Source organism: Roseinatronobacter thiooxidans (assembly GCF_001870675.1).
GTDB lineage: Bacteria > Pseudomonadota > Alphaproteobacteria > Rhodobacterales > Rhodobacteraceae > Roseinatronobacter > Roseinatronobacter thiooxidans.
Map to the genome: position 1 here is coordinate 18,705 of NZ_MEHT01000001.1, position 16,285 is coordinate 34,989.

Here is a 16,285-nt window from a genome sequence, read left to right on the forward strand (position 1 = left end):
TCAACAGCGGCGCTTGAAACTCAGGCTCCACCGGAAATCATAACGGGCCGCGCGCCCGTTTTTTTGTGTTTGGCCCGGGAAAGGGGCAACAATGAGCGATCTTATCGCCAAGACAACCTTGGACCAACGCCTTGCAAAAATCGTCACTCCGGTGATCGAAGGGTTGGGTTTTGAACTGGTGCGCTTGCGCCTGATGGCGGGCAAGACCCGCACTTTGCAAATCATGGCAGACCGCCCTGATGGTGGCATTGAAGTGGCCGATTGCGCAGCAATCTCTACCGCTGTGTCCGCCGCGCTGGATGTAGAAGACCCGCTGGACGATGCCTATACACTGGAAGTGTCCAGCCCCGGCATTGACCGCCCCCTGACCCGGCTAAAGGATTTTGCCGTCTGGGAAGGGTACGAAGCACGTCTGGAAACGACAGAGCTGATCGATGGCCGCCGCCGCTTCAGAGGCGAGTTGGCAGGCGTTGAAGGCGATGAAGTGCTGATCGAGATCGAAGAGAATGGCGAGCCGATCACCATTGGCCTGCAATTCGACTGGCTGTCCGAGGCGAAACTTGTCCTGACGGATGAATTGATCGCCGAAATGCTGCGCGCCCGCAAGGAAAGCGGCGCATTCGACGAAAGCCAGTTTGACGAGATTGAAGACGACAACGAAGCGGACGCGCAAGGCGCGCCCCATCAGGAGGACTGACACATGGCAATCACCTCTGCCAACCAGCTTGAGTTGCTGCAAACAGCCGAAGCCGTTGCCCGTGAAAAGATGATTGACCCCGAACTGGTCATTCAGGCGATGGAAGACAGCCTCGCGCGGGCTGCAAAGTCACGCTACGGGGCCGATATGGATATCCGCGTCAGCATCGACCGCAAGACAGGCGTCGCCGCGTTTACGCGTGTGCGCACTGTTGTCGATGAGGAAGAGCTGGAAAACTACCATGCTCAACTGACCGTCGAGCAAGCCAAGCCCTATCTGGACGACCCGAAACTGGGCGATGAGATTATCGACCGCGTTCCCCCCGTGGAACTGGGCCGGATTGCGGCGCAATCTGCCAAGCAAGTCATTCTTCAGCGTGTCCGCGAAGCAGAGCGTGACCGCCAGTATGAAGAATTCAAGGACCGCGCCCACACCATCCTTAACGGTGTCGTCAAGCGCGAAGAATATGGCAATATCATTGTCGATATTGGCCGCGGCGAAGCTGTGCTGCGCCGCAACGAGAAGATCGGGCGCGAAAGCTACCGCAACGGCGACCGCATCCGCTGCTATGTCAAGGATGTGCGCCGCGAAGCGCGCGGGCCGCAGATTTTCCTGTCGCGCACAGCGCCGGAATTCATGGCCGAATTGTTCAAGATGGAAGTGCCCGAAATCTATGATGGCATCATCGAGATCAAGGCCGTGGCCCGCGACCCCGGTTCGCGCGCAAAGATCGGTGTGATTTCCTATGATTCGGGGATCGACCCTGTGGGCGCCTGTGTGGGTATGCGCGGCAGCCGTGTGCAGGCAGTTGTGAACGAACTTCAGGGCGAGAAGATCGACATCATCCCCTGGACCGAAGATCAGGCAACTTTCCTTGTCAACGCGCTGCAACCTGCCGAAGTCAGCAAGGTTGTGATCGATGAAGAGGCAGGCAAGATCGAAGTTGTCGTCCCTGACGAGCAGCTTTCGCTGGCCATTGGCCGGCGCGGGCAGAACGTGCGTCTGGCCAGCCAGCTGACGGGCCTCGACATCGACATTCTGACAGAATCCGAAGAATCGGCGCGGCGTCAGGCGGAATTCGCCCTGCGCACCAAGCTGTTCATCGACGAGTTGGACATTGACGAGATGATGGCGCAACTTCTGGTTGCGGAAGAATTCACCTCGCTTGAAGAAGTGGCCTATGTCGATCTGGATGAATTGCTGACAATCGACGGCTTTGACGAAGAAACCGCGCAAGAGCTGCAAACCCGCGCCCGCGAACGGCTGGAAGCAGTTGCAGCGGCCGCACTGGAAAGTGCGCGTGCCTTGGGTGTCGAAGACAGCCTGATCGAGTTTGAGGGCCTGACACCGCAAATGGTCGAAGCGCTGGCCAAAGACGGCATCAAGACCCTGGAAGACTTCGCCACTTGCGCCGACTGGGAACTTGCAGGCGGTTGGACCACAGTCGATGGCGAGCGGGTCAAGGATGAAGGCTTGCTGGAGCGCTTCGAGGTCAGCCTTGAAGAAGCGCAGCATCTGGTGATGACCGCGCGCGTTCTGCTGGGGTGGGTCGATCCAAGCGAGCTGGAACAGGACGGGGCCGAGGACGGTTCGGACGAAGACACCGAACTAGAGGGTGAACAGACCTGAGCGGCGCGGAGGCGCACATGACGCGCGGAGGCAAGACTGTCATCAAGGATGGGCCAGAGCGGCGTTGCATCGTATCGGGCGCATCCGGCGATGCACGCGCGCTGATCCGCTTTGTTGTCGGGCCAGAGGCGCAGATTGTGCCGGATCTGGCAGGCAAATTGCCCGGCCGTGGCATCTGGGTCAGCGCAGACCGCACCATGCTGGAGCAGGCAGAGAAAAAGAAAGCCTTTGCCCGCGCCGCCCGTCAGGCTGTATCCGTACCCGAAGGGCTTGCGGATATGGTCGAGGCGCTGTTACTACGCCGCGTGATCGATCTGATCTCGTTGGCGCGCAAAAGCGGATTGGCCCTTGCAGGCTATGAGAAATGCCGCGACCTTGCCCTGAAAGATGAGATGGCCATTCTCATTCAGGCGCATGACGGCTCGACTCGGGGAAAGACGAAACTGCGCCCGCCCGATGGGCCTGACAGCTATATCGGCTGGCTAAGTGCGCAGGAATTAGGTTTGGCATTTGGGCGCGAACATGTGATACATGCTTCGCTTCGTGCTGGTGGACTCAGTAAAGCTGTTGTAGAGGAAGCAACAAGACTGAAAGGTTTGCGCACAGGTATCGGCGGATATGCCGCCGGAGAGGATAAGACGGACGCATGAGCGATACAGACGGAAAGAAAACACTCGGAATAGGCGGCAAGGGCGGCCATGTGAAGCAAAGCTTCAGCCATGGACGGACGAAATCTGTCGTGGTCGAGAAAAAACGTAAACGCGTGGTGGTCCCGAAGCCGGGCGCCCAGCAAGCGCCTGGGACTCAAGGTAAGGTTCCAGCGCAGTCTGACCCATCGCGCCGCCCCGCCGGGATTACCGACGCCGAGATGGAGCGCCGCCTGAAAGCGCTTGCCGCCGCCAAAGCGCGCGAGACGAAAGACGCCGCCATCCGCGACGCGGAAGAACGTGCACGCGAAGAAGATCGCCAGCGCCGCCGTGATGAGGCAGAAGCCCGCGAACGCGAAGAACGCGAACGCGAAGATGCCCTGCGCGCCAAAGAAGAAGAAGAGGCCCGCGCCAAAGCCGAGGCCAAAGCCGACGCTGATGCGAAAGCCGCGAAAGCTGCGCGCAAGGTCAAAGAAGACGAAGCGCCATCGGCCCCAGAGGCCGCAGCCGCGCCCTTGTCCGAACGCGCACGGCCCGCAGCACCCGCACAGGATGCGCGCAAAACAGTCAAGCGCAGCGAAGATGACCGCGCAGTTCGCGCCAAACCCCGCGACGATGCGGGCGGACGCCGTGCAGGCAAACTGACGCTGAAAGACGCGCTGGCAGGCGATGGCGGTCGTCAACGGTCTATGGCTGCGATGAAACGCAAGCAGGAACGCGCCCGTCAGAAAGCGATGGGCCAGACCCAGTCGCGCGAAAAAGTTGTCCGCGAAGTGCAGTTGCCTGAAACCATCGTGGTGCAGGAACTGGCCAACCGTATGGCGGAACGCGTGGCAGATGTGGTCAAATCGCTGATGAAAATGGGCGTCATGGCCACCATGAACCAGACCATCGACGCCGATACCGCAGAATTGCTGATCGAAGAATTCGGCCACAAAGTTGTGCGCGTCTCGGATTCCGATGTCGAGCAGGTGATCACGCAGACCGACGACAACCCCGACGATCTGCATCCGCGCCCACCGATCATCACGATCATGGGCCATGTCGACCACGGCAAAACCTCGCTTCTGGATGCTATCCGCAAAACAAGTGTTGTGTCCGGCGAAGCGGGCGGCATTACGCAGCATATCGGGGCCTATCAGGTCAAAACCGAAAGTGGCGCGATCCTGTCTTTCCTCGACACGCCCGGCCACGCGGCCTTTACCAGCATGCGTGCACGCGGTGCGAATGTGACAGATATTGTCGTGCTGGTTGTTGCCGCCGACGATTCCGTCATGCCCCAAACGATCGAGGCGATTAACCACGCCAAGGCCGCCAAGGTGCCGATGATTGTTGCCATCAACAAATGTGACAAGCCGTCGGCCGATGCCAACAAGGTGCGCACCGAATTGTTGCAGCACGAAGTTGTTGTCGAAGCCATGTCGGGCGATGTGCAGGATGTCGAAGTCTCGGCCATCACCGGGGCAGGTCTGGACACACTGTTGGAAGCCATCGCGCTTCAGGCGGAAATTCTGGAACTCAAGGCCAACCCGGATCGCAACGCAATGGGTGCCGTGATCGAAGCGCAGCTGGATGTGGGCCGTGGCCCCGTGGCAACTGTTCTGGTTCAGAACGGCACATTGCGCCAAGGCGACATCTTTGTGGTCGGCGAACAGTGGGGCAAGGTCCGCGCATTGGTCAATGACAAGGGCGAGCGGATCAAGGAAGCTGGCCCATCTGTTCCTGTCGAAGTGTTGGGCCTGAATGGTACGCCAGAAGCAGGCGATGTGCTGAACGTGGTCGAAACCGAAGCGCAGGCGCGCGAAATTGCCGAATACCGGCAGGAAGCGGCCAAAGACAAACGCGCGGCAGCGGGTGCGGCAACCACACTGGAACAGCTGATGGCCAAGGCCAAAGCGGATCAGGATGTCGCCGAACTGCCCGTTCTGGTGAAAGCCGATGTGCAAGGCTCTGCCGAAGCAATCGTTCAGGCGCTGGAAAAGATCGGCAATGACGAAGTGCGCGTACGCGTGCTGCATTACGGTGTTGGCGCGATTACCGACACAGATGTGGGCCTTGCCGAAGCCTCGGGCGCGCCGATCATCGGCTTTAACGTCCGTGCGAATGCCTCTGCCCGCAATTCGGCCAACCAAAAAGGGGTCGAGCTGCGCTATTACTCGATCATCTATGATCTGGTTGACGACATCAAAGCGGCAGCCTCTGGCCTGCTGTCGGCAGAAGTGCGCGAGAACTTCATCGGCTATGCCGAGATTCGCGAAGTCTTCAAAGTATCGGGCATCGGCAAGGTTGCTGGCTGTCTGGTCACCGAAGGTGTCGCGCGGCGTTCTGCCGGTGTGCGCTTGCTGCGGGACAACGTGGTTATTCACGAAGGCACGCTCAAGACCCTCAAGCGCTTCAAGGACGAGGTCAAGGAAGTGCAGTCGGGTCAGGAATGCGGCATGGCATTCGAGAATTACGAAGATATCCGCCCCAAGGATGTCATCGAAATCTTCGAGCGCGAAGAGATCGAACGCAGCCTGACCTAAGTGTCAGTTGCATCTTGAAGATTAGGAAAAAGGGGCCAGACATGGCCCCTTTTTTCATGGGCTTGATTGCCCATCGCCCTTTCAGGTGCAAATGCACAAAGGCCCCGGTTCACAACCGGGGCCTTTGTGGGTTGGCCTGCAATTTGTTGGGGCTGCTACACCTTACCCCGCTGCATATTTGCGGGCAGGCTGGTCAAACTCTGACGCTGATGACAGGCGGAATGCACCCCCTTCCCCGCGCTGCAAACGCCCTTCGCGCAGCAAAGTCCCAAACCCGCGCAGCATATCGTCACGCGTCACATCACGCCCCTCATTATAGGCCAGAACATAGCTCATCAGGTCAACGCGGGTGAATTCTTCCTGCCCTTTAAGATGGGTCTTGAAGGCAGCCGCCGCTTCGATCTGCTCATCCAGCAACCATGCATCCACCGCTTCCGCGAAATCCTTGAACGCTTTGCGATCTTCAGACGACAAGGGCGAGGCTTTCTTCAACCCTTCCAGATCGATTGTCCGATCGGCGGTACTGGCAACGCGGCGGGGGCGCACTGGCGTGGCCTGTGCTGGATTATCCACACGCTGCTCTGACACCAGCACCAAGGGCGCGCGTTCCGGTTCAGGGCGGGACCGGCGTGTCGCGTCAACCCGCGCCGGGCGCCGTGGCACAGGCTGAAGGGCCTCTGCCAGCGCTGTTTCCTCGGACAGGTCAGGGCGCTCTGGCTGGGGTGCAGCGACGGCCACCTGCTCTGGTGCGGCGGTGGCAGTCTCTTCCTCAAGCTCTTGGTGTGCGGGTTCTGACGGTTGCGCCATCTCTGCCTCTCGCAGCGGGGTCGGGCGCAGCGGTTCTGGCGCGACCAGATCCTCGCGGTAGCGCTCGATCTCGCGCGCCTGCACGATATCGGGGCGACGCGGGCCTTTTGCGGCTTCTTCGGCGCGCGTTGCATCGACAGCCACGCGCATATGCTCGAACGTTTCGCGGCGGCGCTGCGATTCGACTTGCCCCAATTCCGAACGGGCCGTTTCCAACAGGCGGGCTGCCGTTTCATCTGTATCGACGATCATGGCGTCAAATTGTGCGCGCGAATTGACAGCACGGCGGGGCGCTGCCTGCCGCTCGATATTCGCAAGCTCTGCAATCAGGTCGGATTCGTCTGTCTGGCTTAGCCCTGTCTCGCCGATGGCCTTGCGGATGCGAACGCGCAATTCCTCATCCGTCAGGGGGCCGTCTTTGTCGTCTTCATCTGCGGGGGCCTGTTCCGCATCGAGTGCGGACGCAGCGGCATAGCTGTCTTGCAAATCGGCATCGAAATCATCATCGTCCAGATCATCGAACTCATCGTCGAAATCTGTTTCATCGCGGTCAAAATGCGCGGCCAGAACCGAAGCATCCTGCGTTTCATCCTCTGCGTCCGCCTCATCCGCCGCTGCGACACCCGGCTCTGGTTCCGGGTCGTTCATGGCCGCATCCATCGTTGGCGCATCAGCTTCTTCGCTAGCCTCGGAATACAGTTCTGCATCCCATACGGCGTCGTCGAATGTGCTTTGCTCGGCCAGCACCTCTGGCGCGATCACGGCCTGCTGCGGTTCCGCTTCAACCGGCGCAATCTCTGGCTGGGGTGCTGCCTGCTCTGTCGCTTGGGAGGCGGCGTCCTGTTTGGGCGCTGTGTTGGCGGCATGCGCGATTCGCGCGCGGATGCGGGCCAGTTTTTCGCTCATGCTGATTGAAGTGGCAGCTTCGGCCGCAGTTGGTTTGGGCTGAGGCACAGCGGCCATGGCAGGTGTCTGCACCCTATCTTCAACGGCCCCCGTGGGCGCGTCGGAAGTGTTTTGCACCTCTTCTGCGCTGTCCGAAAGGGGTGCATCTGCCTGCGGCTCTGTGGCCTGTGGGTGTAGGCCCTCTTCCTGCGGCGCATCCCCGCCAGATGCGGGCGCGGCACTATCTTCGGCAATGGCAGGGTCGGTTGGCAATTCTGCTACGGGCGCATCGTCTTGTGCAGATGCGTCCAAAAATTCCGCCGCTGTTTGGGGGGCAGGCATCGATTCGGGTGCAGGCGCGGTGTCAGCTGGCATCTCGCCCGACAGCGCAAGCGGGCCTGTCCCGTTACCGGCCAAAGCCTCTGCCCGCAAAACGACACCGTTCTCCTGAATGCGCGCTTCAACACGGCGCTGAATTTCACGTTCGGCAATACGATGCAGCATTTCGGCATCGGGGGTCGGGGGTTCCGCGCCAAAATAGCGGTCCTGCGCTGCCAGATCGCGGAAATATTCGGCAATGCCCTGCATTGTCCCGAAAGGTTCGTCAAACCCCTCTAGCGTGCAAGAGAATGTGCCATAAGACACTGTCAAAATTTTGTTAGGGCCAACCATAACATGCTCACTTTCGTTACCTGTACGATTGCAGATTTGCGCAACACCTGAGCGATTAGATGTTCAGACTTTGGTTATTTGATGATCTGAATATGGCTAAGAAAAGACCGATTCGAACTAGGGAAAGACTTTATCGATATGCGCCTGCCTGTCGACTCAATCTATGGCGTAACGCTGGTGGGTGGGGGCATATTCTCACAATGCGACCTAGATATGGCATTGACGCTGGCGCCGATGCTGGTCGCGGCAGATGGCGGCGCAAACAAGCTGATGGACTGCGGCCATATTCCGCAACATGTCATCGGTGATCTGGATTCGCTGGACGCTGCGCATCTTGCCCGCTTGGGCGACAGGCTGGTTCATATCGCGGAACAGGACAGCACGGATTTCGATAAATCCTTGCGCGCCCTGCATGCCCCCTTCATTCTTGCGCTGGGGTTTGACGGGGCGCGGCTGGACCATACGCTTGCCGCCATGTCGTCACTGGTGCGGCACGGGCGCGCGCGTGTCGTATTGCTGGCCGCAAAGGATATCTGCTTTCTTGCGCCACCGCGTCTGGCGTTGACGCTGCCTGTTGGTGCGCGCGTGTCGCTGTTTCCGATGGCCCCTGTAAGCGGGCGGTCAACAGGGCTTCACTGGCCGATTGACGGCATACAATTTGCCCCTGCCGCCCAGATTGGCACCTCTAACCACGCGGAGTCAGACCGGATTTTGCTGGAATTCGATCACCCCGGCATGTTGGTCTTGCTGGAGCGCGCGCATCTGGCAGTGACACTGGACGCGCTGCAAGCCAGCCCCGACTGGCGCTAAGTTCAGAGCATCGCGCCGATTACAACACCCGCGCCCAACACCCCAGCACCAATCAGACTCCAGACAACGGGGCCCGCGCGTTTTGGCGTGGTTTCGCGCCGTTCAGGGTTGGCTTGGGCGATCAGGGCCTCTTCCACCAACCGTGGCAGGTGCGGGCCGAAACGGGTCAGAATGCGCGCGGTCGCCAGCAGATCAGCCGCCAGCGCTTTTGGGCCAATGCTTTCGCGGATGTATTCTTCAACCACGGGTTTGGCCACATGCCACATGTTTATTTCGGGGTTCAGCGACCGCGCGACCCCTTCGACCACCACCATTGTGCGTTGCAGCAAGATCAGTTCAGTACGGGTTTCCATGCCAAAACGTTCTGTCACTTCAAACAGATAGGCCAACAGCCGCGCCATCGAGATGTGGCGCGCATCCATGCCGAAAATCGGCTCTCCCACCGATCGCAGGGCGCGGGCAAATTCGTCTATGTCACGGTCAGGCGGCACATAGCCCGCTTCAAAATGCACTTCGGCCACGCGCCGGTAATCCTTGCGAATGAACCCGAACAGGATTTCGGCATAGGCACGGCGGGTAAACGGGTCGATCCGGCCCATGATCCCGAAATCCAGCGCGATAATCTCGCCCGCGCCTGTGACCTTCAGATTGCCCTGATGCATATCGCCATGAAAGAACCCGTCCCGCAGCGCATGGCGCAGGAACAGCGTCAGCACGCGCACGCCCAGTTCGTTGCGGTCAATGCCAGCTGCATCAAGTGCGGCATTGTCGCCCATCGCCATGCCTTCGGCCCAGCTAAGCGTCATCACGCGGCGCGAGGACAGGTTCCAGATGGGGCGCGGCACGCTGAAGCCCGCGTCATTTTCAGTATTCGCCGCAAATTCCGCAGCCGAAGCTGCCTCCAGCCGCAAATCCAGCTCGCCCTCGACCACGCTTTCAAAATGGCGGATCACATCCAGCGGGCGCAGACGGCGGGTCGAGGGCAAAAGCCACTCAATCACACCGGCCGCAAAATAGAACGCATCCACATCGGTGCGAAACGCGCGCTCGACATCGGGGCGCAGCACTTTGACGGCAACGCGCACACCTGTATCGGCAAGAGTGGCCGAATGCACCTGCGCAATGGATGCAGCCGCCACCGGCTCTGACACATGCGAGAAAATCTGATCTACCGGCGCTTCCAGTTCCTGCGCGATCATCGCCATGGCTTCTGCGCGCGGGAATGGCGGCAGCTTGTCTTGCAGATAGCGCAACTGGTCGGCCAGTTCCTGCCCCACCACATCGGGGCGGGTGGCCAGGGTTTGCCCGAATTTGATATAGGCAGGGCCAAGAGCGGTGAGCGCGCGCGTCAGCGGCGGCTGGCTTGGGTCGCCCTTCAAGCCCAGCAGCTTGAACGGCCAGCCCAGCACGCGGGCCGCAAAGCGCAGTCGCGGGGGCGCATTCATGGCTTCCAGCACCACATGCATCGCACCTGTGCGCTCGAATGTGGCACCCGTGCGGATCAGCCGCCACAGATTGAACGGTCCGCGCATGATCAGATCTTCCAGCCGGAATGCAGCGCCGCAATACCCATCGACAGGTTGCGGTATTTCACCTGCCCGAACCCTGCAGCAACGATCATATCGGCGAAACGGTCCTGATCGGGGAAGCGGCGGATGGATTCGACAAGGTATTGATAACTGTCGCGGTCATTCGCCACGATCTGCCCCATGACGGGAATCACATTGAACGAATACAGATCATACAGCTTTTGCAGCCCATCAACGGGAAGCTGGCTGAATTCCAGCACCATCAGCCGCCCACCGGGGCGCAGCACGCGGTAGGCTTCGGACAGCGCATCTTCAATCCGCGTGACGTTGCGAATGCCAAAGCTGATTGTATAGACATCGAAACTGTTATCGGCAAAGGGCAACGCCATCGCATCGCCCACCAGCCAATCCAGCACATGGGCCATGTTTTCAGCTTCGGCGCGCTTCTGCCCCTCGATCAGCATCGATTCGGTCAGGTCCAGCACCGTGGCATGCGCCCCTGCACCTGCGCGTTTCAGGAAACGGAACGACACATCGCCCGTGCCGCCCGCAACATCCAGCAGGCGCTGGCCGGGGCGCGGGGCCAGCCAATCCATCATGGCGTCTTTCCAGACACGGTGAACGCCCATCGACATCAGATCGTTCATGACATCGTATTTCGAGGCAACGCGGGTGAACACACCCTGCACCAGCCCCGATTTCTGATCTTCACCTACGGTCTGATAGCCGAAATGTGTTGTCTTGTCGTTCTCGCTCATGCCTGCCACGCTCCGCATGTCTGCCCGCTTTGGGGCTGTCTGCTTCCTCTTATAAGGTTATAGGGGGGCGATACAATGCGACCCCGTGACAAGGCGGACCAAAGCCATGCCAGAATTGCCCGAAGTCGAAACTGTGCGCCGTGGCCTGTTGCCCGCAATGGAGGGGCAGCGCATTGCACAAGCCGAATTGCGCCGCGAAGGGCTGCGCTGGCCGTTCCCCCCTGACATGGCGGCCCGTCTGTCGGGCGCGCGCGTGCTGCATCTGCGCCGCCGGTCGAAATATATTCTGGCCGATCTGGATACAGGCGAAAGCCTGATCATTCATCTGGGCATGTCGGGGCGCATGGTCATCTCGGGGCTGGAAGCTGCGCATGTGCCCGGACAGTTTCATTTCGACCACCCTGCCATAGAAAAACACGACCACGTCCTGTTCCATATGGAAAATGGCGCGCGGGTCACGTTCAACGACCCGCGCCGCTTTGGCGCGATGGACATGGGCGCAACGGCCACGCTGGAGGCGCACCCCCTTCTGGCCAGCATCGGGCCAGAACCGCTGGGCAATGGATTTCAGGCAGACTATCTGGCAAGCCGCCTGCACGGGCGCAAAACCCCGATCAAAGCGGCCCTTCTGGACCAGCGAATCGTCGCGGGTCTTGGCAATATCTATGTCTGCGAAGCGCTGTTTCGTGCGCGCATCAGCCCCCTGCGTGCTGCGGGCCGCATTGGCGCAGGGCGCATCCAGCTTTTGACCGACACCATCCGCACCACCCTTATGGACGCGATCAAGGCGGGCGGGTCCAGCCTGCGCGACTATCGCCAAGCCAATGGCGAACTTGGATATTTCCAGCATTCTTTTCAGGTTTACGGGCGCGAGGGGGCAGCCTGCGTCACCGATGGTTGCCCACAAACCGTGCGGCGTGCCGTGCAATCAGGCCGATCCAGCTTCTATTGCCCAACCTGCCAGAGATGACTTGAACCCCGTGATCAAGCTGCTATGCCAATGAGCCTGATTACAACAACCAAGGTGCCAACCCATGGCCTATGAAACGCTGATCGTCGATATTGACAACCATATCGCACTGATCCGCCTGAATCGCCCTGATGCAATGAACGCGCTGAACAGCACCTTGCTAAGCGAGCTGGCAGACGCGCTTGGCGCTGCCGACAAGAATGACAAGGTGCGCTGCATCGTCATCACCGGCTCTGACAAGGCATTCGCGGCGGGTGCGGATATCAAGGAAATGTCGGAAAAAGGCTTTGTGGACATGTTCCAAGCCGATTTCTTCGCCCCCGAGACAGAGGCGATGTTGCGCGTGCGCAAGCCCATTATTGCCGCTGTTGGCGGCTATGCACTGGGCGGCGGGTGCGAATTGGCGATGATGTGTGATTTCATTATCGCTGCCGATACCGCCAAATTCGGCCAGCCAGAGATTAACCTTGGCGTGGTGGCAGGCATTGGCGGCACCCAGCGCCTGACACGGTTTGTCGGCAAGTCCAAAGCGATGGACATGCATCTGACAGGCCGCTTCATGGATGCCGAAGAGGCCGAGCGTTCGGGCCTTGTCAGCCGCGTGGTTCCCGCAGGCAAGCTGATGGAAGAAGCGATGGCGGCCGCCTCCAAAATCGCGGAGAAGTCACAGATCACGGTCAAGGTTGTCAAGGAAGCGGTCAATCGCAGCTATGAGACGACCTTGCGCGAAGGGCTTTTGTACGAACGCCGCGTGTTCCACATGCTGTTCAATACCAAGGACCAGAAAGAAGGCATGTCGGCTTTCCTTGAAAAGCGCCAACCGCAATTCCGCGACCAGTAACGAAAACAGCTATTCCCTTTTTTGCACAGCTGTCGTATATGCGCCGCACATGCGCGTGGGCCCGCTTAAGGCACGAGTCGAAACTGGTCTGTTGGGCCAGTTAGGGTCCGTTGTGCAAAATAATTGAAACGGACACGAAAGACACAAGCCCATGGCAAATACACCACAGTCGAAAAAGCGCGCCCGCCAGCTAGAGCGCCGCACCGAAATCAACAAAGCGCGCCGCTCGCGCCTGCGCACTTTCCTGCGCAAGGTTGAAGAAGCCATCGCTTCGGGCGACCAGACCAAAGCGAATGAAGCGCTGCGCGCAGCTCAGCCAGAACTGGACCGCGGCGTAACCAAAGGCGTTCTGCACAAGAACACCGTTGCCCGCAAAATGTCGCGCCTGTCAGCCCGCATCAAGGCACTGGCCGCCTGAATCTGGCGTCAGTCCTGCCAGAAAAACCTGCTTCTAAAAGGCACCTTTTCGGGTGTCTTTTTTTTGTGGCAGACAGGCAGTCGTGCCCCTCGTCTGGCGATTCTTTGCATCGCTTTTCGACGTCAAGCTGCAAGTTCTGTTGCCGCTCCGAGGTCCGGTTGCTAATGTCTGGACGACTCGGGGTCTGGTGCCATGAACAGTGAATCGCAGCCTGCGATGCCCATTGCCCAAGTTCGGAAATCGGTGTGTCTCTGTTTTTTACGCGGTGTTTAGCTGCCACTAAACTATGCGGAACCCACTGATATTATTGATGTAGTGTAAAGCACGGCAAGGTTTAGGCAGACCATTGCTTTGTAATGAGTGTCTTGGAATGCGCCAGGCAGGGGGCTGCCAGCACATAACAAGGTTTGGGTGAACGATGCGACTGTGGATGCAAGAAGATAAAAAGGCTGGGGTGTGATGGTTGCGGATCAATGGACCGGAATTTCTGAAGAGCTGCGTTATGAAATTGGGGATAGCAACCATAAGAACTGGATCGCGCCCTTGGAGTGCCTTGGGATCACCGATGGTGTTGTGCGCTTCAGGGCACCGTCCCGCTTTGTCGGCGATTGGGTAAAACGCACATATCACGACCAGATTTTCGCGCGCCTGCAAACGCTGGCCTGCGATGTGTCGCGGATGGAATTTATTGTGGGCGACCCCACGCCGCGCGCCGCAGTCGCTGCGCCAGCCACCAGCAAGGCCGCACAAGGTGATGACCTGCAAGGCGCCCCCCTTGATGGGAAATACCATTTCGACAATTTCGTTGTGGGCAAACCGAACGAACTGGCCCATGCCGCAGCCCGCCGCGTGGCCGAAGCCGGGCCTGTCACCTTCAACCCACTGTTTTTATATGGGGGTGTCGGCTTGGGCAAAACCCACCTGATGCACGCCATCGCATGGGAATTGAAAGCCAAGCGCCCTGATCTGCAAGTTCTGTATCTCTCTGCCGAACAGTTCATGTACCGATTCGTGCAGGCCCTGCGCGACCGCGAGATCATGGATTTCAAAAACCTGTTCCGCTCGGTCGATGTGCTGATGGTGGATGATGTGCAATTCATCGCCGGCAAGGACAGCACGCAGGAAGAGTTTTTTCACACGTTCAACGCCTTGGTTGACCAGAACAAACAGATCGTCATTTCCGCAGACCGCGCCCCCGGAGAGATCAAGGATCTTGAAGCGCGCATCTCGTCGCGGATGCAATGCGGCCTTGTGGTGGACCTGCACCCGACCAACTACGAATTGCGCCTTGGCATTTTGCAACGCAAAGCCGCGCAATTTGCCCAAAGCTATGGCAGCATCAAGATTGATGATGGTGTGTTTGAATTTCTGGCGCATCGAATCACCACCAACGTGCGCGTTTTGGAAGGCGCGTTGCAGCGCCTCTTCGCCTTTTCCAGCCTGATCGGGCAGGAAGTCACACTGGATATGGTGCAAGATTGCCTGTCCGACATGCTGCGCAGCTCAGAGCGCCGCGTGACGGTTGAAGAAATCCAGCGCAAAGTGGCTGAACACTTCAACATTCGTCTGTCCGATATGCTTGGCCCCAAACGCACCCGCACGATTGCGCGGCCGCGCCAGATTGCGATGTATCTGTCCAAAGAAATGACATCGCGCTCTCTGCCCGAAATCGGGCGACGCTTTGGCGGGCGCGATCACACCACGATTTTGCACGGCGTGCGCAAAGTTGTCGAGATGCGCACACAAGACACGCAGTTGAATGAAGATATCGAATTGCTGCGCCGCCTTCTGGAAAGCTGAACTCTTGCCGGAATCAGCGAAAAAACGCTTGTCGTCATATTAAAATTGACTAGGCTCGCGCACCCGGCAGGGTGTGTTCTGCTAGCGATTAAGAAGGGTCTAGGGCATGAAGATCAGTATTGAACGGGCGGTATTGCTCAAGGCCGTCGCTCAGGCGCAATCCGTGGTAGAGCGGCGCAACACGATTCCCATTTTGGCCAATGTCCTGATAGAGGCCAGTGAAGGCAGCGTGACCCTGCGCGCCACCGATCTGGACATCGAGGTTCTGGACCGCGCGCCAGCGATGGTCGAACAGGCCGGTGCCACGACAGTGTCGGCAGTGCTGTTGCATGACATCATCCGCAAATTGCCCGATGGCGCTTTGATCGAGTTGGTGGATGACAGCCGCACAGGGCGGCTGCAAGTCTCGGCGGGGCGGTCGAACTTCTCGCTGGCCACACTGCCGAAAGAAGATTTCCCCGTCATGGCGTCCAGCGAATACAGCGCCAATTTTGCAGCCCCCGCCAAAGTGCTGCGCCGCCTGTTCGACAAGGCAAAATTCGCCATCTCGACCGAGGAGACGCGCTATTACCTGAACGGCGTCTATATGCATGTGGCCGACAGCGAAGGCGGCCGCGTGCTGCGCTGCGTGGCAACAGACGGGCACAGGCTGGCACGCATTGATGCGCCCTTGCCCGCAGGGGCCGAAAACATGCACGGGGTGATTGTCCCGCGCAAAACCGTGGGCGAATTGCGCAAACTGCTGGAAGATGACGATATGGAGATTGCAGTCTCTGTCTCGGAAACCAAGGTACGTTTTGCAACGCCGGATATGACGCTGACATCGAAGGTGATTGACGGCACCTTCCCCGATTACAGCCGCGTCATTCCCACCCAGAACACCAAACGGCTGGAAGTGGACGCAAGCGAATTTTCCAAAGCGGTTGACCGCGTGGCAACGGTGTCTTCCGAACGCTCGCGCGCAGTAAAGCTGGCGCTGGAAGATGACAGGCTGGTTCTGTCGGTAAACGCCCCCGATTCGGGTGCCGCCGAAGAGGAACTGATCGTCGCCTATAGCGATGAACGGCTGGAGATTGGCTTTAACGCCAAATACCTGCTGGAAATCGCCTCTCAGGTAGATCGGGAAAATGCTGTGTTCATGTTCAACACATCCGGCGATCCAACCCTGATGCGCGAAGGCAATGACACCAGCGCGGTCTATGTTGTGATGCCAATGCGGGTTTAACCCAGCGGCACCGCAAACAGCCAAGCCCCGCAGCATTTGCGGGGCTTTTTCATGCTGGTAACTTGCAGCAAT

General features: G+C 59.1%; 13 protein-coding genes. 10 read left to right on the forward strand and 3 right to left on the reverse strand.

Features of this window, described 5'->3' with window-relative positions:
* Positions 1-91: 91 nt before the first annotated feature.
* The 4 genes from rimP to infB are packed head-to-tail and all read left to right on the forward strand — an operon-like array spanning position 92 to position 5,498.
* Positions 92-697 carry a ribosome maturation factor RimP gene (gene rimP / locus BG455_RS00080; RefSeq protein ID WP_071467915.1) on the forward strand — a complete coding sequence of 202 codons (606 nt, stop codon included), beginning with the start codon at positions 92-94 and terminating at the stop codon, positions 695-697.
* A 3-nt stretch (positions 698-700) separates the two neighbouring features.
* Entirely contained in the window at positions 701-2,326 is a 1,626-nt protein-coding gene (nusA, locus tag BG455_RS00085; protein WP_071467916.1) for a transcription termination factor NusA, read from the forward strand.
* A 17-nt stretch (positions 2,327-2,343) separates the two neighbouring features.
* Positions 2,344-2,976 carry an RNA-binding protein gene (locus tag BG455_RS00090; RefSeq protein WP_071467917.1) on the forward strand — a complete coding sequence of 211 codons (633 nt, stop codon included), beginning with the start codon at positions 2,344-2,346 and terminating at the stop codon, positions 2,974-2,976.
* Positions 2,973-5,498, forward strand: coding sequence for a translation initiation factor IF-2 (infB, locus tag BG455_RS00095; protein WP_071467918.1), 2,526 nt, complete (start codon positions 2,973-2,975; stop codon positions 5,496-5,498). Before BG455_RS00090 ends, infB begins: the two co-directional genes overlap by 4 nt.
* A 162-nt stretch (positions 5,499-5,660) precedes the next feature.
* Here the strand turns inward: infB and BG455_RS00100 are convergent, their stop codons facing one another.
* Positions 5,661-7,835: a hypothetical protein gene (locus BG455_RS00100; RefSeq protein ID WP_425438708.1), complete on the reverse strand. Its 2,175-nt coding sequence runs from the start codon at positions 7,833-7,835 to the stop codon at positions 5,661-5,663.
* A gap of 240 nt (positions 7,836-8,075) precedes the next feature.
* Between BG455_RS00100 and BG455_RS00105 the strand changes: the two genes are divergently transcribed.
* Positions 8,076-8,672, forward strand: coding sequence for a thiamine diphosphokinase (locus BG455_RS00105; protein WP_245735426.1), 597 nt, complete (start codon positions 8,076-8,078; stop codon positions 8,670-8,672).
* 2 nt (positions 8,673-8,674) lie between these two features.
* Here the strand turns inward: BG455_RS00105 and ubiB are convergent, their stop codons facing one another.
* Positions 8,675-10,204 (reverse strand): 2-polyprenylphenol 6-hydroxylase, encoded by a 1,530-nt coding sequence (gene ubiB / locus BG455_RS00110; protein ID WP_071467921.1) that lies wholly within the window; start codon positions 10,202-10,204, stop codon positions 8,675-8,677.
* 2 nt (positions 10,205-10,206) lie between these two features.
* Positions 10,207-10,959: a bifunctional demethylmenaquinone methyltransferase/2-methoxy-6-polyprenyl-1,4-benzoquinol methylase UbiE gene (gene ubiE, locus BG455_RS00115; protein WP_071467922.1), complete on the reverse strand. Its 753-nt coding sequence runs from the start codon at positions 10,957-10,959 to the stop codon at positions 10,207-10,209.
* Positions 10,960-11,065: 106 nt separating this feature from the next.
* On the opposite strand from ubiE, the gene mutM reads away from it, so the two are divergent.
* The 5 genes from mutM (at position 11,066) to dnaN (ending at position 16,213) form a co-directional block, all read left to right on the forward strand.
* A complete protein-coding gene (mutM, locus tag BG455_RS00120) occupies positions 11,066-11,929 on the forward strand; it encodes a bifunctional DNA-formamidopyrimidine glycosylase/DNA-(apurinic or apyrimidinic site) lyase (protein WP_071467923.1) in 864 nt (287 codons plus the stop codon).
* A gap of 64 nt (positions 11,930-11,993) precedes the next feature.
* Complete coding sequence (locus BG455_RS00125; RefSeq protein WP_071467924.1) at positions 11,994-12,770, forward strand: enoyl-CoA hydratase; 777 nt, start codon at positions 11,994-11,996, stop codon at positions 12,768-12,770.
* 151 nt (positions 12,771-12,921) lie between these two features.
* Positions 12,922-13,188, forward strand: a complete 267-nt coding sequence (gene rpsT, locus BG455_RS00130; RefSeq protein ID WP_071467925.1) for a 30S ribosomal protein S20 — start codon at positions 12,922-12,924, stop codon at positions 13,186-13,188.
* Between the two features lie 459 nt (positions 13,189-13,647).
* Positions 13,648-14,988 (forward strand): chromosomal replication initiator protein DnaA, encoded by a 1,341-nt coding sequence (gene dnaA / locus BG455_RS00135; RefSeq protein ID WP_071467926.1) that lies wholly within the window; start codon positions 13,648-13,650, stop codon positions 14,986-14,988.
* A gap of 106 nt (positions 14,989-15,094) precedes the next feature.
* Complete coding sequence (dnaN, locus tag BG455_RS00140) at positions 15,095-16,213, forward strand: DNA polymerase III subunit beta (RefSeq protein WP_071467927.1); 1,119 nt, start codon at positions 15,095-15,097, stop codon at positions 16,211-16,213.
* Positions 16,214-16,285 lie beyond the last annotated feature (72 nt).

Excerpts from the sequence above, each read along its gene's own strand:
- rimP (WP_071467915.1), top strand. The coding sequence starts at position 92 with ATGAGCGATCTTATCGCCAAGACAACCTTGGACCAACGCCTTGCAAAA.
- nusA (WP_071467916.1), top strand. The coding sequence starts at position 701 with ATGGCAATCACCTCTGCCAACCAGCTTGAGTTGCTGCAAACAGCCGAA.
- BG455_RS00090 (WP_071467917.1), top strand. The coding sequence starts at position 2,344 with ATGACGCGCGGAGGCAAGACTGTCATCAAGGATGGGCCAGAGCGGCGT.
- infB (WP_071467918.1), top strand. The coding sequence starts at position 2,973 with ATGAGCGATACAGACGGAAAGAAAACACTCGGAATAGGCGGCAAGGGC.
- BG455_RS00105 (WP_245735426.1), top strand. The coding sequence starts at position 8,076 with ATGGCATTGACGCTGGCGCCGATGCTGGTCGCGGCAGATGGCGGCGCA.
- ubiB (WP_071467921.1), bottom strand. The coding sequence starts at position 10,204 with ATGCGCGGACCGTTCAATCTGTGGCGGCTGATCCGCACGGGTGCCACA.
- ubiE (WP_071467922.1), bottom strand. The coding sequence starts at position 10,959 with ATGAGCGAGAACGACAAGACAACACATTTCGGCTATCAGACCGTAGGT.
- mutM (WP_071467923.1), top strand. The coding sequence starts at position 11,066 with ATGCCAGAATTGCCCGAAGTCGAAACTGTGCGCCGTGGCCTGTTGCCC.
- BG455_RS00125 (WP_071467924.1), top strand. The coding sequence starts at position 11,994 with ATGGCCTATGAAACGCTGATCGTCGATATTGACAACCATATCGCACTG.
- rpsT (WP_071467925.1), top strand. The coding sequence starts at position 12,922 with ATGGCAAATACACCACAGTCGAAAAAGCGCGCCCGCCAGCTAGAGCGC.
- dnaA (WP_071467926.1), top strand. The coding sequence starts at position 13,648 with ATGGTTGCGGATCAATGGACCGGAATTTCTGAAGAGCTGCGTTATGAA.
- dnaN (WP_071467927.1), top strand. The coding sequence starts at position 15,095 with ATGAAGATCAGTATTGAACGGGCGGTATTGCTCAAGGCCGTCGCTCAG.